The organism is Pseudomonas sp. GM60 (genome assembly GCF_000282415.1).
Lineage (GTDB): Bacteria > Pseudomonadota > Gammaproteobacteria > Pseudomonadales > Pseudomonadaceae > Aquipseudomonas > Aquipseudomonas migulae.
This window is the reverse complement of sequence record NZ_AKJI01000012.1, coordinates 1-19820: the sequence shown is the minus strand read 5'-3', so window position 1 is coordinate 19820 and position 19820 is coordinate 1. Positions and strand designations below refer to the sequence as shown.

The following is a 19820-nucleotide window of genomic DNA, read 5'->3' as shown; positions in this document are numbered from 1 at the left end:
TCTAAAAACCTAAAAAACCTAAAATGCTAAAACTCTAGAATCCTAGGCTGGATAACAAATCGTCCACATCGTCCTGACCGGACACAACATCTTCTCTTTTATCGGCATGAATCTGCGGACCTTCACCCTGAGAGAGATGTTTTTGCGGATCTTTTTCTGCAAGCATCGCTTCACGGTCATGTTCGATGCCCGCAAAGCGGTCCACCTGACTGGCCATAAGCACGAGCTTGAGCAGGTTGCTTTCAACTTCGGTGACCAATTGGGTCACACGCTTGATCACCTGACCGGTGAGGTCCTGGTAATCCTGAGCTAGCAAAATGTCGTTAAGGTTGCTCGACACCGCGCGGTTGTCCACGCTGCTGCGCGCCAGAAAACCATCGACACGCCGTGCCAGTTCACGAAATTCCTCAGCCCCTACTTCGCGACGCATGAACCGCCCCCAGTCCGTGCTCAGCGCCTGAGCTTCATCGCTCAGGCTGTTGACCAGCGGCGTGGAGTTTTCGACCAGATCCATGGTGCGGTTGGCTGCGGCCTCTGTCAGCTTGACAACGTAACCCAGACGCTCGGTGGCATCTGTGATCTGGGACACTTCCTCGGCTTGCGGCATGTGCGGGTCAATCTGAAAATTGACGATCGCACTGTGCAGCTCGCGGGTGAGCTTGCCCACTTCCTGATACAGGCCGCGGTCACGGGTCTGGTTGAGCTCATGGATCAGTTGCACAGCGTCGCCGAACTTGCCTTTTTCAAGGCTTTCGACCAGTTCGACCGCATGTTTTTTCAGGGTCGATTCAAAATCGCCCAGTGAAGATTCGTTTTGGTCCATAGCTCCCCCGTGGCGCAGTTTCTCAACCGATGCGTTCGAAAATCTTCTCGATTTTTTCTTTCAACGCCTGGGCCGTGAAGGGTTTGACCACATAGCCGTTTACGCCGGCCTGGGCCGCTTCGATGATCTGCTCGCGCTTGGCTTCAGCGGTCACCATCAGCACTGGCAGGTGCTTGAGCTTTTCATCGGCGCGCACGTGGCGCAGCAGATCGATACCGGTCATGCCAGGCATGTTCCAGTCCGTTACCAGAAAGTCGATGCTTCCGCTGTTGAGAACCGGAATGGCAGTAATGCCATCGTCGGCCTCGACCGTGTTGGTGAACCCAAGGTCACGCAACAGGTTTTTTATGATCCGCCGCATCGTTGAGAAGTCATCAACGATGAGGATTTTCATGTTCTTGTCCAATTCGACCTCCAAGCAGTCTTAAACGCGCCCAGCACCTGGACGCGCCATTTCAATCAATCCGGCAAAGCACTCAATGACTGTCTGGAGCACAACAGATCGAGACCGGCGCAGTTCAACACCACACCAGCCAAGTTCGCAGTGTCCCCACACTGCCTTCAGCGCGCTCGCCACTCCCCCAAACGCCCCCGCAAACGGGCCGCGCACTGGCTGTGTAACTGGCTGACCCGAGATTCGCTGACCCCCAGGACCTCACCGATTTCCTTGAGATTCAACTCTTCGTCGTAGTACAGCGCCAACACCAGTCGCTCACGCTCCGGCAAATTGGCAATCGCGTCCGCCAGCGCTGCCTGGAAGCGTTCATCTTCCAGATCGCGCGACGGCTCGAGATGAGCACTCGCGCCATCCTCATGCAGCCCTTCGTGTTCGCCGTCCTGCAGCAGGTCGTCGAAACTGAACAAGCGGCTGCCCAGGGTGTCGTTCAAAATCCCGTAGTAATCGTCGAGACTCAATTGGAGTTCGGCCGCAACTTCGTGATCTTTAGCGTCACGGCCGGTTTTAGCTTCAATCGAGCGAATTGCGTCGCTGACCATGCGGGTATTGCGGTGGACCGAACGTGGCGCCCAGTCCCCTTTGCGCACTTCATCAAGCATGGCGCCGCGGATCCGGATGCCCGCGTACGTCTCGAAACTCGCGCCTTTGCTGGCGTCATATTTGGTCGATACTTCAAGCAGGCCGATCATCCCGGCCTGGATCAGGTCTTCGACCTGGACACTGGCTGGCAGTCGCGCCAGCAGGTGGTAAGCAATGCGTTTGACCAGTGGCGCGTAACGCTCGATCAGCTCGTACTGCGCGTCACGCGCCGACTTCTTGTAGAGGTTGTAACCGCTGGCTGTCATAGCACGGGTCCTGCCGTTTGTTGCACGAGGCGCTCGACGAAAAACTCCAGGTGCCCGCGCGGGTTGGCAGGCAGCGGCCAGGTATCGACTTTTTGTGCGATGGCCTTGAAAGCCAGGGAGCACTTGGAACGAGGGAAGGCTTCATAGACCGCGCGCTGCTTCTGCACAGCCTTGCGCACGCTTTCGTCGTATGGCACCGCACCGACGTATTGTAAGGCGACGTCGAGGAAGCGGTCCGTGACCTTGGTCAACTTGGCAAACAGGTTGCGGCCTTCCTGCGGACTCTGGGCCATGTTGGCCAGGACGCGGAAGCGGTTCATGCCGTAGTCGCGGTTGAGCAGTTTGATCAGGGCGTAGGCATCCGTGATCGAAGTCGGTTCGTCGCAGACCACCAGCAAGACTTCTTGCGCGGCGCGAACAAAACTGACTACCGAGTCACCAATACCCGCAGCTGTGTCGATCACGAGCACGTCGAGGTTGTCGCCGATATCGCTGAACGCCTGGATCAGGCCGGCATGCTGGGCCGGACTCAGATGAACCATGCTTTGTGTGCCGGACGCGGCCGGGACGATGCGGATGCCGCCTGGCCCCTGCAACAATACGTCGCGCAGCTCACAGCGGCCTTCGATGACGTCGGCCAGGGTACGTTTGGGTGTCAGTCCCAGCAGGACGTCGACATTCGCCAGCCCCAGATCGGCGTCCAGCAGCATGACGCGCCGGCCGAGCTCAGCTAGAGCCAGGGACAAGTTCACTGACACATTAGTCTTCCCGACGCCACCTTTGCCGCCGGTCACCGCGATCACCTGTACGGGATGCATGCTGCCCATGTTATTTCTTTACCTTGTCTTGCATAGACGGAGGCCACATTACTGGCTGCGCGTTCATCAACTGAACAATGCATGGCAGACCATCGATGTAGGTACAAAAACTGTTCATTAATACCTCAGCCAACCTGCTTGGTCGGGCTGTGATAAATATCAGCGAACATGTCAGCCATGGCTTCTTCGCTGGGTTCTTCCTGCATTTGCACGCTGACGGCGCGACTGACCAACTGATGACGACGCGGCAGATGCAGATCATCCGGAATACGCGGTCCATCAGTCAGGTAAGCCACCGGCAATTCATGACTGATCGCCAGGCTCAACACCTCGCCCAGACTTGCCGTCTCATCCAGTTTAGTCAGGATGCAGCCAGCCAGCCCGCAGCGCTTGTAACTGTGATAAGCGGCGGTTAGAACCTGTTTTTGGCTGGTGGTTGCCAGAACCAGATAATTTTTTGATTTGATGCCACGACCGGCCAGGCTTTCGAGCTGCATGCGCAATGCCGGATCGCTGGCCTGAAGGCCCGCGGTATCGATCAGCACCACGCGCTTTCGCAACAAAGGATCCAGCGCCTGCACCAGGGACTGGCCAGGATCGACGTGCGTCACCGACACATTGAGGATCCGGCCGAGGGTCTTGAGTTGTTCCTGGGCACCGATGCGGTAGCTGTCCATGCTCACCAGCGCGATGTTCTGCGCGCCGTACTTGAGTACGTAACGGGCCGCGAGCTTGGCCAGGGTGGTGGTCTTGCCCATGCCGGCCGGGCCGACCATGGCAATCACGCCGCCCTCTTCCAGTGGCTCGACTTCCGGTGTGGCGATCATCCGCGCCAGGTGCGCCAGCAACATGCGCCAGGCCTGACGAGGTTCATCAATGTCGGTAATCAGTTCCAGCAGATCGCGGGACAACGGACCGGACAAACCGATGCGTTGCAGGCGGCGCCAAAGGTTGGCCTGGGCCGGGCGGCTGCCTTGCAACTGATTCCAGGCCAGCGAACCGAGCTGTACTTCCATCAGTTCGCGCAGGCTGTTGAGTTCGAAACGCATCGAGTCGAAGGCACGCGGATCAACACCGGTCGCGGCAGGCGCGGGGGCCGGTGCCGGGCGACGAGGTTCAGCGTAGGTCGGCTCGATCAGCGGCTCGGCGGCAGTCAACGGCAGACCGGCGAACAACTGGCGATTGGTGGACTTGTCGCTCTCGCCATCGCTGCGCAGGCTCAGTTCGGCCTGGGCAGTGACGATCCGCGACTGGGTCTTGCGCAGCTCATCCTCGAGTTCCATGTTCGGAACACGCGGGGCCAGCGCCGACAGTTTGTAATCCAGAGCGGCCGTCAGCTCGACACCACCGGCGATCCGGCGGTTGCCAATGATGGCGGCATCAGCGCCCAGCTCATCACGAACCAGCTTCATGGCCTGACGCATATCGGCGGCGAAAAAACGCTTAACTTGCATAAACCACTACCTCAGCCGTTGGGCCCTACTGTCGCAACGATGGTCACTTGCTTGTTGTCAGGGATTTCCTGGTAAGCCAACACATGCAAACCCGGGACTGCCAGTCGGCCGAATCGCGACAGCATCGCGCGAACCGGGCCGGCCACCAGCAGAATCACCGGCTGACCTTGCATTTCCTGACGCTGCGCCGCATCGATCAACGAGCGCTGCAGTTTTTCAGCCATGCTTGGCTCCAGCAGAACGCCCTCTTCCGAGCCTTGTCCTGCCTTCTGAAGACTATTGAGCAATATTTGTTCCAACCTTGGCTCCAAGGTGATAACTGGCAGCTCCGACTCAGTCCCCACAATGCTTTGGACGATTGCACGAGATACGCCGACGCGGACGGCGGCCACCAGCGCGGCAGTATCTTGACTCTTGGCGGCATTGTTCGCGATCGCTTCGGCGATGCTGCGAATGTCCCGTACGGGCACCTGTTCGGCCAGCAACGCCTGGAGCACCTTGAGTAGCTGCGACAACGAAACCACACCCGGCACCAGCTCTTCCGCCAGTTTTGGCGAGCTTTTGGCCAGTAACTGCATGAGTTGCTGCACTTCTTCGTGGCCAATCAGCTCACTGGAGTGCTTGTACAGAATCTGGTTCAAATGGGTTGCCACTACCGTACTGGCATCGACCACGGTGTAACCGAGGGATTGTGCCTGTGCGCGTTGACTCACTTCGATCCAGACCGCCTCAAGCCCGAAAGCCGGATCTTTGGCGGTAATACCGTTGAGCGAACCGTAGACCTGACCAGGGTTGATCGCCAGCTCGCGATCCGGATAAATCTCCGCTTCGGCCAGGATCACCCCCATCAGAGTGAGGCGATAGGCGCTAGGCGCGAGGTCGAGGTTGTCACGGATATGCACAGTCGGCATCAGGAAGCCCAGATCCTGGGACAGCTTTTTACGCACACCCTTGATCCGCGCCAGCAGTTGACCACCCTGATTGCGGTCCACCAGCGGAATCAGACGATAGCCGACTTCCAGGCCAATCATGTCGATTGGCGTCACATCGTCCCAACCAAGTTCCTTGGTTTCCTGAGCGCGAGCCGGCGATGGCAGCAATTCCTGCTGACGCTTGACCTCTTGCAGGGCCTGAACCTTGACGATGTTCTGCTTCTTCCAGAACAGGTACGCGCCACCGGCCGCCAGGGCCGCCATGGTCAGAAAGGAAAAGTGCGGCATGCCGGGCACCAGGCCCATCACTGCCATCAGGCCCGCTGCCACGGCCAGCGCCTTGGGCGAGGCGAACATCTGGCGATTGATCTGTTTGCCCATGTCTTCCGAACCGGAAGCACGGGTCACCATGATCGCTGCAGCTGTAGATAACAACAGTGATGGCAATTGCGCCACCAAACCGTCACCGATGGTCAGCAACGCGTAAACCCTGCCCGCATCACCGAAGGTCATGCCGTGCTGGAAGATACCGACCGCCATGCCGCCGATCAGGTTGATGAACAGAATCAGCAAACCGGCGATGGCGTCGCCACGCACGAACTTGCTGGCACCGTCCATGGAACCGTAGAACTCGGCTTCCTGGGCCACTTCCATCCGGCGCATCTTGGCCTGGCTCTGATCGATCAGGCCGGCGTTCAAATCGGCGTCGATCGCCATTTGCTTGCCGGGCATCGCATCGAGGGTGAAACGTGCACTCACCTCGGAAATCCGCCCGGCACCCTTGGTTACCACGACGAAGTTGATGATCATCAAAATCGCGAAGACCACGATACCGACCACGTAGTTACCGCCGATCACCACCTCACCGAACGCCTGGATCACCTTACCGGCGGCGGCATGGCCGTCCTGCCCGTGAAGCATCACCACTCGCGTGGAGGCCACGTTCAACGCCAGTCGCAACAACGTTGCCACCAGCAGAATGGTCGGGAACACCGCGAAATCCAGCGGCCGCAACGCGTAGACGCAGACCAGCAGCACGACGATCGACAGCGCGATGTTGAACGTGAAGAACACGTCCAGCAGGAACGGCGGCACCGGCAGCATCATCATGGCCAGCATGACCAGCAGCAACAACGGCACGCCCAGATTGCCCCGACTTAAGTCGGCAACGTTTGTGCGGGCACTGTTGAGTAACTGAGAGCGATCCACCGGTTTTCCCCGTTCCTTAAAGCAAACTTTTGACGCCTGAAGCAGGCGCAGGGCGGGTACTGCAAGAAGCCTTCCAACTTTAGTCGGGACTGGTAATAGGCTTGTCAGATCGCGGCAAGCCTTGCTTCTGCATGAGCTGTCGAGTGAAGCGTCTACGCAGGGGTGGGATATGACACTAGCAGTTCTGATAGTGGCGAAAACATGAAAGCAAGCCGATGCTTAAAGTCCAGTTTTATGGACCCTGCTCGGAGCCCAACCAATGTCAAAGTCACCTCTGGAAAACCTGCTGTGCAGCTACCGCTACGATCCGATGGATAAGTCAATCGAACAAACCCCGGCCCATCAGGCGGGCCGGCAGCGCTTTTACTGCAATAACCGGCTGTCCAGCGAAATCCAGGGTGCGTCGAAGCGCAGCATATTCCAGCACGGCAGCCAGATATTGGCGCAACAGCATCATCGTGACGGCAAGATCGGAATAGCACTGCTGGCGACCGACCGACAACGCTCGGTGCTGAATGCACTCGACGCGTCCCAGCCTAATCCTCTTGCTTACACAGCTTACGGTCACTGCCCATCCGAAGACGGCTCGCGCAGCCTGATCGGGTTCACCGGCGAAGCACCAGACCAGGTGACCGGGCATTATCATCTGGGTAACGGGTACCGTCAGTACAATCCGGTAGTAATGCGGTTCAACAGCCCGGACAGCTGGAGCCCGTTTGGGAAGGGTGGGCTCAATGCCTATGCGTACTGTGGCGCAGATCCAATCAATCGGAGTGATCCGAGTGGACATAGCCCTTTGTTTTTCATTGGCTTAGGTTTGGCGGTGGCCGGCACAATCACTACCGCGGCGGCGGCCGTGACCAAAGAAAAAGTATTGAGAGCGGTTGGTCTTGCTTTGTTTGGGATCGGCTTCGCTATAGTGGGTTTTGACCGTTTCAGGAGCGCACAAATAGCAAATCGCGCCTCAACTAGCTCCAGCTCCAACCCCCTCCCCAACACCACGAACAGCCCACAGCCATCAACGATCCCCATGAAAGGATCACCGCCCGCCAGCACCCCGAATAGCCCTGGCGCGGCAAGCAGACAGTTGCGTAGTACGAGTGAAAATCAAACCGGACGTAATGCACTCAACGAAAATGTCAATTCCGGAGGCCAATCTCCCGGGATCCCCCCCCTCCCGACGAACAGTTCAAGCGGGCGATCAAACACCAATTATATGGAAAAGCGCCCTCCCTCGTTCGAGAGGGGATCTGCGCTCATCCTTCAAAAGCACACCACCATCCGAAACTCAACGATGAATTGAAACCGTCGCGGGCCCGCCCATAAACAAAAAACGGGGACACTCATTTGTTATGAATCCCCACGGACAAAAGGCCATTAACACTATCAGTTCTGTTAGTTCCCGATCATAGCGAAAGCGCGAATACTGAGCACCAGCCCTTCGGACCTTTGGAGCACGTACTCATGCAATCGCCGTGCGAAACCGAGCTTTGCCAGTATCACTACGATGCCCTCGACCAGCTGATCGCCAATGTGGTGCCGTGCAAGCCCCTGCATAAGCGTTTTTATTGTAAAAGCCATTTGGCCACCGAGATCCAGGGCGCGAACCGGTATTCGATGTTCCAGCACGGCGATCAGCTATTGGCGCAACAGCAGAGCGAGGGCGATGCACCTGATGCCACGCTGCTGGCGACCGATCAGCAGCGCTCGGTGTTACACACGCTTAAGGCCAATCACCCACGGCAACCTATCGCGTATACGCCCTACGGCCACCACCGCCCTGGAAACGGGTTACTCAGCCTGTTAGGGTTCAATGGCGAACGGCCCGACCCGGTGACCGGGCATTATTTGTTGGGGAATGGGTATCGAGCGTTTAATCCGATTTTGATGCGCTTTAATAGTCCGGATAACTGGAGTCCGTTTGGGAGGGGTGGGTTGAATTCGTATGCGTATTGCTTAGGAGACCCGACAAACAGAAGAGACCCGAGTGGACACAATGGATTACTGGCTTTTGTAAAAGCCCATATAAGCCAAGGTAACTCAATCGATACTTTCCTGAAGCGCCCCACCATGGTTATGCAAAACCATAATCCAGCCAAACAAGCCCTCAAGGCCGAACTAGCCGAAATTAAATTACTAATAGAATCGCCTGACCAACCTAAAAAAGGCACCCCTGCACAGCGCAACGAACTTGATAAAATTTTTAAAAAAGTCATGTTTGAAACAACATTAACTTTAGAAGAGCATACCCTCCTGAGAAACCCACCCAACATACCAGGCCATATTCCAACCCTCCAAAAACTAAGTCATGATGCAGTCTCGCGCCTGCCCAGCAGCCTGCAACAAGATCCGAGCTTGCAGACGCCAAAAATAGAACTTAGCAAAGAATTTAAGAAGCATGTTTGGGAAATTGTGAAGCAAGGAGAATATAACGACAGCGAAACACGAACAATTATAAGAAATACTTACATTGATGCAGCAAGCGGGAGAATCAGAGGCATCGATCCAACTCGACTCACACAGCAGTAGACTTCATCAAAGTAATCTCTGCGACCGCCATGCGACACTACGAATCCCGCCGCAAATCCGGCGGAATCGGCAAATCATCCTTCAACGGATCCGGCCGTTTACCCTTGCCAGCCCGGTGCTGACGGATCTGGTAAACATAAGCCAGCACCTGAGCAACGGCCAGATACAACCCACCAGGAATCTCCTGCTCCAACTCCGTGGAGTAATAAATCGACCTCGCCAAAGCAGGCGACTCCAGCAACAACACCTCATTCGCCACGGCGATCTCACGGATTTTCAGGGCCAGGAAATCACTGCCCTTGGCAATCAGCATCGGCGCCCCACCCTTGTCCGGGTCGTATTTGAGCGCCACGGCATAGTGAGTCGGGTTGGTAATGACCACGTCGGCCTCGGGGATGGCCGCCATCATCCGGCGCTGGGACATCTCGCGCTGCAACTGGCGAATGCGCTGTTTGACCTCTGGCTTCCCTTCCTGATCCTTGTGCTCGTCGCGCACTTCCTGCTTGGTCATCAGCAGTTTCTTGTGGCTTTCCCACAGTTGCACCGGCACGTCGACGGCGGCGATGATGATCAAGCCGCACGCCATCCACAGGGTGCTCCAGCCAACCACTTGCAGGCTGTGAATGATCGCCATGTCCAGCGGCTCGTGCGCAATGCGCATCAGGTCGTCGATGTCGGATTTCAACACCGCCAGCGCAACGAACAGCACAATGAAAAACTTCGCCAGGGCCTTGAGCAGTTCCACCAGCGCCTTGGCCGAGAACATCCGCTTCAGCCCTGAAGCGGGGTTCATGCGACTGAATTTCGGTGCCAACGAGCCCGCTGCGAACAGCCAGCCACCGAGGGAAATCGGGCCGAGAAACGCCGCCAGCAGCAAGGTGATCATCACCGGTTGAATCGACAGCAAGGCGATCAGCCCCGAGTGCAGAAGGAAAGTGCCCATGCTGCGCTGATCCAGAATCACTTCCCGCGACAGCGTGAAGTTCATGCGCATCAGCTCCATCATGTCCTGCGCCAAAGCCCCGCCGAAGATAAGTAGCGCGCTGGCACCGGCGAGCATGATCGCCAGGGTGTTGAGCTCTTTGGAGCGCGCAATCTCGCCCTTTTCCCTGGAGTCCTTTTTACGTTTCTCCGTGGGGTCTTCTGTTTTGTCCTGACCGCTTTCGCTCTCAGCCATGACTCAGCGCGCCCGTACCAGTTCGCGTAACCACTGCAAGGCCTCGGTAGCCAGCGGTTGGTACTGATTGATGATGTCCGCCAGCCCGACCCAGACAATGAACAGCCCGAGCACCAGGGTCAGCGGGAAGCCGATGGAAAAAATGTTCAGCTGCGGCGCGGCGCGGGTCATGACGCCAAACGCGATGTTGACCACCAGCAGCGCGGTGATCGCCGGCAGTACCAGTAACAATGCCGCCCCCAGCACCCAACCGAGCTTGCCGGCCAGGTCCCAGAATTGGGAAACCATCAAGCCGCTACCGACCGGCAACGTGGTGAAACTTTCCGTGAGAATTTCGAAGACCACCAAGTGGCCATTCATGGCCAGGAACAACAGCGTCACCAGCATGGTGAAAAACTGCCCGATCACCGCCACCGATACGCCGTTGGTGGGGTCGACCATCGACGCGAAGCCCATGCCCATCTGAATCGAAACGATCTGCCCGGCGACCACGAAGGCCTGGAAGAACAGTTGCAGGGCGAACCCCATCACCGCACCGATGAGGATCTGCTCGGCAATCAGCAGCAGCCCGCTCAAGTCCAGCGCATTGACCGGCGGCATCGGCGGCAAACCGGGGGCAATCACGACGGTGATCGCGAGGGCGAAATACAGGCGCACACGCTTGGGCACCAGGGTCGTACCGAAAACCGGCATGACCATCAGCAGGGCACCGATGCGAAACAACGGCAACATGAACGTCGCCACCCAGGTGCTGATCTGGGTATCGGTCAGTTGCAGCAGCGACGGCATGGTTTAGCCGATGACCCGAGGAATGTTGCCGTACAACTGCAGGATGTATTCCATGAACGTCTGCACCAGCCACGGCCCGGCAACGATCAGCGTCACCAGCATGACCAGCAGGCGCGGCAAGAAGCTCAGGGTTTGTTCGTTGATCTGCGTGGCCGCCTGGAACATCGCGACCAGCAGACCCACCAGCAGACTCGGAATCACCAGCACGGCGACCATCATGGTGGTCAGCCAGAGCGCTTCCCGAAAGATGTCTACCGCAACTTCCGGCGTCATGGCGAAACACCGCCGAAGCTACTCGCCAATGTCCCGATGATCAGCGCCCAGCCATCCACCAGCACGAACAGCATGATCTTGAACGGCAGGGAAATGATCAGCGGCGAGAGCATCATCATACCCATGGCCATCAGCACACTGGCGACGACCAGGTCGATGATCAGGAACGGAATGAAAATCATGAAGCCGATCTGGAACGCGGTTTTCAGCTCGGACGTGACGAAGGCCGGTACCAGAATGGTCAGCGGCGCCTGGTCCGGCGTGGCAATGTCCGTGCGCTTGGACAGGCGCATGAACAGTTCCAGATCGCTGCTGCGCGTCTGCGCCAGCATGAAGTCCTTGATCGGCACCTGCGCCTTGGCCACGGCGTCCTGGGCGGTAAGTTTTTCCGCCAGATACGGCTGCAAGGCATCCTGGTTCACCCGGTCAAACACCGGCGCCATGATGAACAGGGTCAGAAACAGCGCCATGCCCGTGAGGATCTGGTTCGACGGTGTCTGCTGCAGGCCCAGGGCCTGACGCAGGATCGAGAAGACGATGATGATCCGCGTGAAGCTGGTCATCAGCATGACGAACGCCGGAATGAAACTCAGCGCGGTCATGATCAGCAGGATTTGCAGGCTGACCGAGTATTCCTGAGCGCCCTGGGCGTTGGTGCCCAGGGTGATCGCCGGGATCGACAACGGATCGGCGGCGAAGGCCTGCGGCGCGGCCAGCATCAGGGCCAGCGTCAAGATGATGCGTAACGCACCCATTACTTCTTATCCTTCTGATCCTTGCCCATCAGTTCCATCAGGCGCAGGGCAAATTCCGGGGTCGCTTTCTCGGTGACCGGGACGTGCACCGGCTCCTTGAGCACATGCAGCGCGGTGATGGTGCCGGGGCTCAAACCGAGCAGAATCTGCTCATTGCCGACCTGCACCAGCATCAATCGGTCACGCGGACCCAGCGCCCGGGAACCGATCAACTCGATCACCTGCGCCTTGCCCGCAGGCCCGGCCTGCTGGACCCGGCGCAACAGCCAGGCGAGGAAGAAGATCAACCCCAGCACCAGCAGCAGACCGAGCACCAATTGCGTCAACTGACCCGCCACACCGCTGCTGACAGCAGGTGCGACGGCCACGGCAGCATTAGCCACCGGTTCGGCCGCCAACGCACTGAACGGCAAGGCCAGTAACAACCCCGAAAGCTTTTTCACTCAGCGCAGCTTCTTGATGCGTTCGCTTGGGCTGATCACGTCGGTCAGGCGGATGCCGAACTTCTCGTTGACCACCACCACTTCACCGTGAGCGATCAACGTACCGTTGACCAGCACGTCCAGCGGCTCACCGGCCAGGCGATCGAGCTCGATCACCGAACCCTGGTTGAGCTGCAGCAGGTTACGGATATTGATGTCGGTGCTGCCGACTTCCATGGAAATCGACACCGGGATGTCGAGGATCACGTCCAGGTTCGGACCTTCCAGGCTCACCGGATCGTTGTTTTTCGGCACGCTGCCGAATTCTTCCATTGGCAGACGGTTCGACGACGAACCAGCAGCGTCAGCCGCCAGCAAGGCGTCAATGTCGTCCTGCCCGGCATCGCCGGTTTCTTCCAGGGCCGCAGCCCATTCGTCAGCCAGCGCCTGGTCGTCCTGAGTATTCATATCGTCAGCCATCATGTGTCCTCGGCGGGCAACCCATCAGAGGGCAGCCGTCAGTTAAAAGCGAATATGTAGAGGCGCCGGTCAACGGCGCTCGATCGGCTCGATCACTTGCAACGCGAGGTTGCCTTTGTGCGAGCCCATCTTGACCTTGAACGCAGGCACGCCATTGGCGCGCATGATCATTTCTTCCGGCATTTCGACCGGGATAATGTCCCCCGGCTGCATGTGCAGAATGTCGCGCAGGCGCAACTGGCGACGGGCAACCGTGGCACCGATCGGCACGTCGACGTCGAGCACGTCCTGGCGCAGGGCATTGACCCAACGCTCGTCCTGATCGTCGAGGTCCGACTGGAAGCCGGCGTCGAGCATTTCACGCACCGGCTCGATCATCGAGTACGGCATGGTCACGTGCAGGTCGCCGCCACCGCCATCGAGTTCGATGTGGAAGGTCGACACCACAATGGCTTCGCTCGGACCGACGATGTTGGCCATGGCCGGGTTCACTTCCGAGTTGATGTACTCGAAGTTCACTTCCATGATTGCCTGCCAGGCTTCCTTCAGATCGACGAAAGCCTGCTCCAGCACCATGCGCACCACCCGCAGTTCGGTCGGGGTGAATTCACGCCCTTCGATCTTCGCGTGACGACCGTCACCGCCGAAGAAGTTGTCCACCAGTTTGAACACCAGCTTGGCGTCAAGGATGAACAGCGCCGTGCCGCGCAACGGTTTGATCTTGACCAGGTTGAGGCTGGTCGGCACGTACAGCGAGTGCACGTATTCGCCGAACTTCATCACCTGCACGCCACCGACGGCAACGTCCGCCGAGCGGCGCAGCATGTTGAACATGCTGATGCGGGTGTAGCGGGCGAAACGCTCGTTGATCATTTCCAGGGTAGGCATGCGTCCACGGACGATGCGATCCTGGCTGGTCAGGTCGTAGCTTTTGACACTGCCGGGTTCGGCAGCGGTATCGGTCTGTACCAGACCATCGTCGACACCATGCAACAGCGCATCGATCTCATCCTGGGACAGCAGGTCCTGCACGGCCATGTCGTGTTCCTACTGCAGTACGAAATTAGTGAAAAGCAACTGTTCGATGACCACTTTGCCGAGCTCTTTCTGCGCCACTTCCTGGACGCTGGCCGTGGCTTTCTGGCGCAGCATTTCCTGACCGACCGGCGATGCCAGGGTCGCGAAATCCTGCCCGGAGAACAGCATGACAAGGTTGTTGCGGATCACCGGCATGTGGACTTTGAGCGCTTCCAGGTCGGCCTGATTGCGGCCTTGCATGGTGATGCTCACCTGCATGTAACGCTGGCGGCCGTTCTGGTTGTAGTTGGCCACGAAGGCCGGCGCCATTTGCTCGAAAACCGCTGGTTGCTTGCCGACCGGGGCAGTTTCAACCACGGCGGCAGGCTTGCTCTGAGCGCTGTGCATGAAGAACCAGGTCGCTCCCACGGACAAGCCGATCGCCAGCAGCAGGGCCACCACGATCACAATGATCAGCTTGATTTTGCCTTTGGTTGCGGGGTCTTTTACTACTGCTTCGCTCTTCGCCATGCCAATAATCCGTCACTATTCGGGTTTTCACAGTCGCACGGCAAGGCAAGAGCAAGTGTTATGCCATGTAGGAGCGAGCTTGCTCGCGAAGAATTGGAAAGCAGCGCATTTTTTCAGAAAGTACGCGTCATCGTTCGAGCCCATCGCGAGCAAGCTCGCTCCTACAATGACTGGGACAGCAGCAAGAGAGGACGGGATAGCGTCCGTTAGGCATTCCCGCGCAGAGCGCGGGAACGATCGGAGATAAATCAGGCGTAGTAGTCGACAGCGCTGGAGCCGATGACACTGGTGGTGCTGGCCGCGACTTCGGCAACGGTCGGTGCGAGCTCTTCATCCACACCATCGAGGCGACCACCGCTGGCGTTGCTGCGCCCGCCCTGCCCCTGCTGAGCCTGTTGTTCCTGACCCTGCCCCTGCCAGCCACGCGACTGGTCGGACACGTTGACATCAACCTGCCCCATGCCCTGCTGCGCGAACATGTCACGCAAGCGGTGCATCTGACCATCGAGCGCTTCGCGAACGCTTGGATGCGCGCTCATGAAGGTCACTTGGGTCTGCTGGTCCGGCACCATGTTCACCCGAATGTCGAGGCGACCCAGTTCGGCCGGTTGCAACTGGATATCGGCCGCCTTGAGATTGGCGCTGGACAAGTACATGACCCGGTTCACGATTTCTTCGGTCCAGCCGCTTTGATTCATCGTGATCGGTTGATTCACCGGTACCGCGTTGGCGGTTTTCGGTGTAGCTGCCTGAGTCAGCGCCGCCAGACGGTTGGCGAAGTCGTCGACGCGGGTATCGCTGCTCGCCGACTTCAAGTCCTTGAGGCCGTCATCGATCAACCCACTGAAGGTTTTCTCACCGCCCTGGCTGGTACTGTCCTTGTCCGCCTGCACATCGAGCATGCCCGCCATGCCGGCGGCAAAGTTCTGTGCCGAGGTGGGTTCGCCATCAGCCTGGGCCTGGGCAGCCGTCGGCGCTGCCTTGGGTTGCGCCTGACTGGCAGCGGAAATATGACCGCCCTGCTCCATGGCCATACGCACGGCTGGCAGCGCATCCAGCGGATCGGCTTCAGGATCGAACGCGTCATCCGCCGGTGCGGCAACCTGTACCGCCGCCACTGGCGCAGCAACAGGAGGCGCCTGCACTTGCGGCTGCTCAGTGACCACCACTGGCGGTGCTTGCGGAACCGGAGCTGCCACCACGGCTTGCAACGCTGGCAGCAATGACGGATCGAGAGCCGGATCAACCGGCGCCGTGTCGACGACTACCGGGGTTTCTGCGGTATCCGCGGCAGCTGCGGCATCATCGCTGGCAGCCTTGTCGTCGGCCGGTGCCGGTTTATCGGCGGGCAAGGTTTTGCCGCTATCGGCAACCGTCGGTTCCGGGGCGGCAGCATTGTCGTTGCCGACGCTCTTTTTATCGGGGCTGTCCGGGGCTTTATCGCGCACCGGCTTCGGCGATCCATCGGTGGCCGCCGAAGGCTTGTTCTGGGCTTGATTGGCGTAGACCTGAGCGAAGCTGGAGGCTTTGTCCCCGGGCTCAGCGGACAGCGCCGGTGGATTGGCGGAGGCGGCTTGAGTCTTGGCCTGAGCGGCGGCCTGAAGAAGAATATTGGGGGTAACGGGCATGAAACGGTCTCCGCTGCACTGGGATCGTAGGTACAGTTGCGGAGATTGCTGCAAGGGTTGCGCCAGTTTTGTTCGAACGGCGCTAAAAACGCCGGACGGTCGCACTGTCAGCGAGAGAGCGCTGGCGCTCTGCTTCGTAGAGGGTGCGGATAATCGCGAATTCACTATCGATTTCGCTGATCAGTTTCTCGATGCCTTCCAGCGAGTCCTGTTTGCTTCGCTGCTCGAGCTCATTGCACAACTGCGCGAGGCGAATGGCGCCCATGTTGCTGCAACTGCCCTTGAAACTGTGCGCGGTGGCACCGAGCGTCTCGGCATCGTCAGCCTTGTGCAGCTGACTCAAGCGCTCTGTGGAATCGGCAAGAAAAGTATCCAGCAACGTCGAATACTCATCCTCCATGACCTCTTGCAACGCTCTCAGCACGTCGCGATCCAGATGTGTGTCAGCCACTTGCTCACTCCTTGATCAAGAATGCGCGGATTATGCCAGAGCCTCCCAGAAAAATTCCACGCGGGCACTACGACCATCGTCGGACCAGTTGGCGTTACGGCTCAACTGGCGGATCAGACTGACCCCGCGTCCCGACAGACGGGCACCATCGAGGGGGCGCGCCATCACCCTGTCGACATCAAAACCCTTGCCACTGTCTTCGACACGAATCGTCAGGCAACCGCCCTCGCCTTTGGGCGCAACCTGCAAATGCAGGCGCACATAGCCGTCTTGCAGCTCGTCCAGACGTGCATTGCGCTGTTGATAATAGCGGGCAAAACCCGAGGCATCGCGTTTCAGGCTTGAGTCCAGCCCCAGCACACCGTGCTCCAGCGCATTGGAGTACAACTCCGCGAGCACACTGTAAAGCGCACCGCTCTGGGCGCGCAAACCATGCACTTCCAGCAGCAACTGCAAAAGATACGGCAATGGATTGAAGCGCTTGAGGGTGGCCGCACGAAACTCGAAACTCACCGACCAGTCCAGCGGGCAGGACTGACCGCTATCGGAATACACCAGGGCCGGCGGACTCAGTTGTGCAGCCTCCAACAGGCTGACTTCGACCATGCTGACATCGTCGCGAGCCTCACCGCGAAAATCCCGCAGCGCCTGTTCAATCTCCTCGAACAGTTGATCTGGCCGACGATTGGCCGCAAACACCCGCTGCAATCGCTCGACGCCGAACAACTGCTCATTGGCATCGCACGTATCAATCACCCCGTCAGACAACAGGAACACCCGATCCCCGACCGCCATCGGAAACACTTCGGTACGGTCGTCGAACGTCTGCGGGCTCAGCACGCCCAGCGGCAAATGCCGAGCGGTCAGCTGTGTGCGCTCGCCGCTGGCAATACTGTGCAGGTAACCGTCCGGCATCCCGCCGTTCCAGACCTCCACCGAGCGCCGCTGAAAACTCAGGCACAGCAGCGTCGCACAACAGAACATGTCCACCGGCAGGATGCGCTTGAGCTTGGCGTTCATCTCGCGCAGGGTTTCCGACAGGCCGTAACCCTTGGCGGTCATGCCGTAGAAGACCTCGGCCAGCGGCATCGCCCCGACAGCCGCCGGCAAGCCATGGCCGGTAAAATCGCCGAGCAAGACATGCATGTCGCCGGCCGGAGTGAATGCCGCGAGCAGCAAATCACCATTGAACAGCGCATAAGGCGATTGCAGGTAGCGGATGTTGGGGGCGTTCAGGCAGCCGGAATGGGCGACCTTGTCGAACACGGCCTTGGCCACACGCTGCTCGTTGAGCAGGTAATCGTGGTGCCTGGCAATTTGGTCGCGCTGCTCCAGCACGGTGGCCTGCAACCGCCGCAAGCGGTCCATTGCCTTGATTTTGGCGGCGAGGATCACCTGGTTATAGGGTTTTGCCAGAAAGTCGTCACCGCCAGCCTCCAGACAGCGCGCCAAGGCTTCGCTTTCGCTCAGCGACGTCAGGAAGATGATCGGCACCAGGGTTTCCCCGGCCAGTGCCTTGATCTGACGTGCCGCCTCGAAACCGTCCATCACCGGCATCATGGCGTCCATCAAGACCAGTTGCGGTCGTTGTAAACGAAACGCTTCAACCGCTTCGGCACCGTTGGCCGCCGTCAGGACTTCATGACCCTGGCGACGGACGATACTCGACAGCAGCATGCGGTCGGCCGCGCTGTCTTCGGCAATCAGGATCGTCAGCGGCTCGAGCGGCTGCACGTTGGTCAACTGATGTCGAACAGTTTGTCGAAGTTGGAGATGGCGAGAATCTTCTTCACGTCAGAACTGCTGTTGACGACGCGAATGTCGGAATCGTCGCCACCGGCGTGATCACGCAGCAGAAGCAGCATGCCCAGTGCGGAACTGTCGAGGTAGGTCGCTTCTTTCAAATCGACGACGACTGCAGAGAGCTCCTTGTTCTCGTAGGACTCGCGAAATTCCTGATGTTTGGCGAAGTCGAATCGTCCTCTGATCGATATCGTCAGTTTTTGCCCATCCGGAGAGACTTCTGTAACGACTGACATTGAACGGCATCCTTGTCATTGGTGAACATACTTGTACAAGGTTTAGCACTTGACGGAGATGGGGGCAAGGCTGGAAAGGGGCGGAGTTTTTGAGGACGCCTTCGCGGGCAAGCCTCGCTCCTGCGGGATTTGTGCCGTTCACGAAATCATGGACGATGCGAAACCTGTAGGAGCGAGGCTTGCCCGCGAAGAACGATAACGCGGCCTGACTGATTCAGTACGGACTCTCACGCGGCAACCGCTGGGACAACTCGTCCATCAGCTTCTGTTCGCGCCTGTCTTCCAGCTGTCGCGCCTCGTCAGCGTAACGCTGAACCAGTTTGCGCAAGCCTTCGACCCGGGCAAATGCCTGCTGCCAGGTTTCCCGCGCCTTGTTCAGATTGTTCTGATGCCACGCCAGGCTTTGTCGCTGCTGATCGATGGCGGTGCCCAGTTGCGCGAGAAAGCCCTGATAACCCAGCAGCCACTGGCCCGAGACGCCGCTGCTGCCGCGCACGATCCATTGCTCCTGATAGTCGAGTCGAAAGGCTTCAAGGTCGGCGAGCTTGCTTTCTGCCACGCGAACCTGGCCCTGAAAATGGCCTAACCGCTGAGCGGCGGTTTTCTCGGCCTTTTCGGCCATTTCGACCACCGGCGCCAGACGCCCTGCCCGACTCTGGGCCATGATCGATTAACCGCCAGCCGCAGGCGCGAAGATCGAGCCCAGATAGGCTTCGCTTTCGCCCAGGCTGATGCTGTCGTTCAACCCTTGGCGCAGGTATTTGGCCAGCTGCGGCTGCAGGGAAATCGCCAGGTCGGTCTCGCGGTCACCGCCAGCGACGTAGGCGCCGACACTGATCAGATCCCGACTCTGCTGATAACGCGACCACAACTGCTTGAAATATTGGGCGCGGGTCATGTGTTCCGGCGACACCACCGACGGCATGACCCGGCTGATCGACGCCTCGATGTCGATGGCCGGGTAATGCCCTTCCTCGGCCAGACGCCGGGACAGGACGATGTGCCCGTCGAGCACACCCCGCGCCGAGTCGGCAATCGGATCCTGCTGGTCATCGCCTTCGGACAACACGGTATAAAACGCGGTGATCGAACCGCCGCCCTTTTCAGCGTTACCCGCCCGCTCCACCAGTTTCGGCAACTTGGCGAACACCGATGGCGGATAACCCTTGGTCGCCGGCGGCTCGCCAAAGG

The 19820-nt window shown here is 58.8% G+C and carries 21 protein-coding genes and 1 pseudogene; 2 read left to right on the top strand and 20 right to left on the bottom strand.

Going from position 1 to position 19820, the window contains the following annotated elements; translation table 11 throughout:
* Positions 1–34 precede the first annotated feature (34 nt).
* The 6 genes from PMI32_RS26950 to flhA form a co-directional block, all read right to left on the bottom strand.
* A complete protein-coding gene (locus tag PMI32_RS26950) occupies positions 35–823 on the bottom strand; it encodes a protein phosphatase CheZ (RefSeq protein WP_008024609.1) in 789 nt (262 codons plus the stop codon).
* Positions 824–845: 22 nt separating this feature from the next.
* On the bottom strand, positions 846–1217 hold the full coding sequence (locus PMI32_RS26955) for a chemotaxis response regulator CheY (RefSeq protein ID WP_008006721.1): 372 nt from the start codon (positions 1215–1217) through the stop codon (positions 846–848).
* Between the two features lie 167 nt (positions 1218–1384).
* Entirely contained in the window at positions 1385–2125 is a 741-nt protein-coding gene (fliA, locus tag PMI32_RS26960; protein WP_007894214.1) for an RNA polymerase sigma factor FliA, read from the bottom strand.
* The gene (gene fleN, locus PMI32_RS26965; RefSeq protein WP_008001746.1) at positions 2122–2952 is read right to left on the bottom strand and encodes a flagellar synthesis regulator FleN; all 831 of its coding nucleotides are present in this window, start codon (positions 2950–2952) and stop codon (positions 2122–2124) included. Before fleN ends, fliA begins: the two co-directional genes overlap by 4 nt.
* 116 nt (positions 2953–3068) lie before the next feature.
* Entirely contained in the window at positions 3069–4397 is a 1329-nt protein-coding gene (flhF, locus tag PMI32_RS26970; RefSeq protein ID WP_008024604.1) for a flagellar biosynthesis GTPase FlhF, read from the bottom strand.
* A gap of 11 nt (positions 4398–4408) precedes the next feature.
* Positions 4409–6538, bottom strand: a complete 2130-nt coding sequence (gene flhA, locus PMI32_RS26975; RefSeq protein WP_008024602.1) for a flagellar biosynthesis protein FlhA — start codon at positions 6536–6538, stop codon at positions 4409–4411.
* A 259-nt stretch (positions 6539–6797) separates the two neighbouring features.
* Here flhA and PMI32_RS29465 point away from each other — a divergent pair, with 259 nt between their 5' ends.
* Together PMI32_RS29465 and PMI32_RS29350 are read left to right on the top strand one after the other, a co-directional pair.
* On the top strand, positions 6798–7841 hold the full coding sequence (locus tag PMI32_RS29465; protein WP_008024600.1) for an RHS repeat-associated core domain-containing protein: 1044 nt from the start codon (positions 6798–6800) through the stop codon (positions 7839–7841).
* A gap of 161 nt (positions 7842–8002) precedes the next feature.
* Complete coding sequence (locus PMI32_RS29350) at positions 8003–9067, top strand: RHS repeat-associated core domain-containing protein (protein WP_008024598.1); 1065 nt, start codon at positions 8003–8005, stop codon at positions 9065–9067.
* Positions 9068–9104: 37 nt separating this feature from the next.
* Here the strand turns inward: PMI32_RS29350 and flhB are convergent, their stop codons facing one another.
* The 14 genes and pseudogenes from flhB to fliI all read right to left on the bottom strand — a co-directional run.
* The gene (gene flhB, locus PMI32_RS26980; RefSeq protein ID WP_008024596.1) at positions 9105–10244 is read right to left on the bottom strand and encodes a flagellar biosynthesis protein FlhB; all 1140 of its coding nucleotides are present in this window, start codon (positions 10242–10244) and stop codon (positions 9105–9107) included.
* Positions 10245–10247: 3 nt separating this feature from the next.
* Positions 10248–11033, bottom strand: coding sequence for a flagellar biosynthetic protein FliR (gene fliR, locus PMI32_RS26985; RefSeq protein ID WP_008024595.1), 786 nt, complete (start codon positions 11031–11033; stop codon positions 10248–10250).
* Positions 11034–11036: 3 nt separating this feature from the next.
* The gene (gene fliQ / locus PMI32_RS26990; RefSeq protein WP_008024593.1) at positions 11037–11306 is read right to left on the bottom strand and encodes a flagellar biosynthesis protein FliQ; all 270 of its coding nucleotides are present in this window, start codon (positions 11304–11306) and stop codon (positions 11037–11039) included.
* The gene (gene fliP, locus PMI32_RS26995; RefSeq protein WP_008024591.1) at positions 11303–12061 is read right to left on the bottom strand and encodes a flagellar type III secretion system pore protein FliP; all 759 of its coding nucleotides are present in this window, start codon (positions 12059–12061) and stop codon (positions 11303–11305) included. Before fliP ends, fliQ begins: the two co-directional genes overlap by 4 nt.
* On the bottom strand, positions 12061–12504 hold the full coding sequence (gene fliO / locus PMI32_RS27000; protein WP_008024589.1) for a flagellar biosynthetic protein FliO: 444 nt from the start codon (positions 12502–12504) through the stop codon (positions 12061–12063). Before fliO ends, fliP begins: the two co-directional genes overlap by 1 nt.
* The gene (fliN, locus tag PMI32_RS27005; protein ID WP_008024587.1) at positions 12505–12963 is read right to left on the bottom strand and encodes a flagellar motor switch protein FliN; all 459 of its coding nucleotides are present in this window, start codon (positions 12961–12963) and stop codon (positions 12505–12507) included. It lies immediately after the preceding gene.
* A 69-nt stretch (positions 12964–13032) separates the two neighbouring features.
* Positions 13033–14001: a flagellar motor switch protein FliM gene (fliM, locus tag PMI32_RS27010; protein ID WP_008024584.1), complete on the bottom strand. Its 969-nt coding sequence runs from the start codon at positions 13999–14001 to the stop codon at positions 13033–13035.
* A gap of 9 nt (positions 14002–14010) precedes the next feature.
* Entirely contained in the window at positions 14011–14511 is a 501-nt protein-coding gene (gene fliL / locus PMI32_RS27015; protein WP_008024582.1) for a flagellar basal body-associated protein FliL, read from the bottom strand.
* A 248-nt stretch (positions 14512–14759) separates the two neighbouring features.
* Positions 14760–16139 carry a flagellar hook-length control protein FliK gene (locus PMI32_RS27020; protein WP_008024581.1) on the bottom strand — a complete coding sequence of 460 codons (1380 nt, stop codon included), beginning with the start codon at positions 16137–16139 and terminating at the stop codon, positions 14760–14762.
* An 82-nt stretch (positions 16140–16221) separates the two neighbouring features.
* Positions 16222–16590, bottom strand: coding sequence for an Hpt domain-containing protein (locus PMI32_RS27025; RefSeq protein WP_008024579.1), 369 nt, complete (start codon positions 16588–16590; stop codon positions 16222–16224).
* Between the two features lie 30 nt (positions 16591–16620).
* A complete protein-coding gene (locus tag PMI32_RS27030; RefSeq protein WP_032828562.1) occupies positions 16621–18324 on the bottom strand; it encodes an ATP-binding SpoIIE family protein phosphatase in 1704 nt (567 codons plus the stop codon).
* A 5-nt stretch (positions 18325–18329) separates the two neighbouring features.
* Positions 18330–18629, bottom strand: a complete 300-nt coding sequence (locus PMI32_RS27035) for an STAS domain-containing protein (RefSeq protein ID WP_008024574.1) — start codon at positions 18627–18629, stop codon at positions 18330–18332.
* A 214-nt stretch (positions 18630–18843) separates the two neighbouring features.
* On the bottom strand, positions 18844–19293 hold the full coding sequence (gene fliJ / locus PMI32_RS27040) for a flagellar export protein FliJ (protein ID WP_008024572.1): 450 nt from the start codon (positions 19291–19293) through the stop codon (positions 18844–18846).
* A 6-nt stretch (positions 19294–19299) separates the two neighbouring features.
* Positions 19300–19820: pseudogene (gene fliI, locus PMI32_RS27045) on the bottom strand (flagellum-specific ATP synthase FliI); the annotation flags it as partial.

Bases quoted from the DNA above. Each gene is read 5' to 3' on its own strand.
- fliL (WP_008024582.1), bottom strand. From the start codon at position 14,511: ATGGCGAAGAGCGAAGCAGTAGTAAAAGACCCCGCAACCAAAGGCAAA.
- fliJ (WP_008024572.1), bottom strand. From the start codon at position 19,293: ATGGCCCAGAGTCGGGCAGGGCGTCTGGCGCCGGTGGTCGAAATGGCC.
- fliR (WP_008024595.1), bottom strand. From the start codon at position 11,033: ATGCCGTCGCTGCTGCAACTGACCGATACCCAGATCAGCACCTGGGTG.
- PMI32_RS29350 (WP_008024598.1), top strand. From the start codon at position 8,003: ATGCAATCGCCGTGCGAAACCGAGCTTTGCCAGTATCACTACGATGCC.
- flhF (WP_008024604.1), bottom strand. From the start codon at position 4,397: ATGCAAGTTAAGCGTTTTTTCGCCGCCGATATGCGTCAGGCCATGAAG.
- fliQ (WP_008024593.1), bottom strand. From the start codon at position 11,306: ATGACGCCGGAAGTTGCGGTAGACATCTTTCGGGAAGCGCTCTGGCTG.
- PMI32_RS27035 (WP_008024574.1), bottom strand. From the start codon at position 18,629: ATGTCAGTCGTTACAGAAGTCTCTCCGGATGGGCAAAAACTGACGATA.
- fliA (WP_007894214.1), bottom strand. From the start codon at position 2,125: ATGACAGCCAGCGGTTACAACCTCTACAAGAAGTCGGCGCGTGACGCG.
- PMI32_RS27020 (WP_008024581.1), bottom strand. From the start codon at position 16,139: ATGCCCGTTACCCCCAATATTCTTCTTCAGGCCGCCGCTCAGGCCAAG.
- PMI32_RS29465 (WP_008024600.1), top strand. From the start codon at position 6,798: ATGTCAAAGTCACCTCTGGAAAACCTGCTGTGCAGCTACCGCTACGAT.
- fliN (WP_008024587.1), bottom strand. From the start codon at position 12,963: ATGGCTGACGATATGAATACTCAGGACGACCAGGCGCTGGCTGACGAA.
- fliP (WP_008024591.1), bottom strand. From the start codon at position 12,061: ATGGGTGCGTTACGCATCATCTTGACGCTGGCCCTGATGCTGGCCGCG.
- flhB (WP_008024596.1), bottom strand. From the start codon at position 10,244: ATGGCTGAGAGCGAAAGCGGTCAGGACAAAACAGAAGACCCCACGGAG.
- fleN (WP_008001746.1), bottom strand. From the start codon at position 2,952: ATGGGCAGCATGCATCCCGTACAGGTGATCGCGGTGACCGGCGGCAAA.
- fliM (WP_008024584.1), bottom strand. From the start codon at position 14,001: ATGGCCGTGCAGGACCTGCTGTCCCAGGATGAGATCGATGCGCTGTTG.
- PMI32_RS26955 (WP_008006721.1), bottom strand. From the start codon at position 1,217: ATGAAAATCCTCATCGTTGATGACTTCTCAACGATGCGGCGGATCATA.
- PMI32_RS26950 (WP_008024609.1), bottom strand. From the start codon at position 823: ATGGACCAAAACGAATCTTCACTGGGCGATTTTGAATCGACCCTGAAA.